A 221-nucleotide genomic window follows, 5' to 3' on the forward strand; every position below is an offset into this window, starting at 1 on the left:
CCGTGCGCAGATGGTCAACAATCACGGACAGGCGGGGAATCAGCAAGACACAGCCGATGCACAAAGCCCCTAATGCGACAATCAAAACCGCGCCGGCAGCCATGTCCTTGGCAGAAGTTTCGGCGGTAGAATGGGCGTTGATCATCTTGTGCATTGCAGCCGTTCTGGGAATGGAACTTATGAATTCCGCCATTGAACGTGCCGTGGACAAGCCGGACACC

The 221-nt window shown here is 55.7% G+C and carries 2 protein-coding genes; one reads left to right on the forward strand and one right to left on the reverse strand.

Annotated elements, in window-relative coordinates; genetic code table 11:
• On the reverse strand, positions 1–154 hold a 154-nt coding region (locus tag H6B10_RS19140; protein ID WP_430661790.1), incomplete at its 3' end, for a diacylglycerol kinase.
• Between H6B10_RS19140 and H6B10_RS19145 the strand changes: the two genes are divergently transcribed.
• Positions 102–221 (forward strand): diacylglycerol kinase (locus H6B10_RS19145; RefSeq protein ID WP_430661791.1); only part of this gene is annotated, 120 nt, incomplete at its 3' end. The genes H6B10_RS19140 and H6B10_RS19145 overlap by 53 nt on opposite strands.

The sequence above is a fragment of the Gemmiger formicilis genome (assembly GCF_016901605.1).
GTDB lineage: Bacteria > Bacillota > Clostridia > Oscillospirales > Ruminococcaceae > Gemmiger > Gemmiger formicilis_B.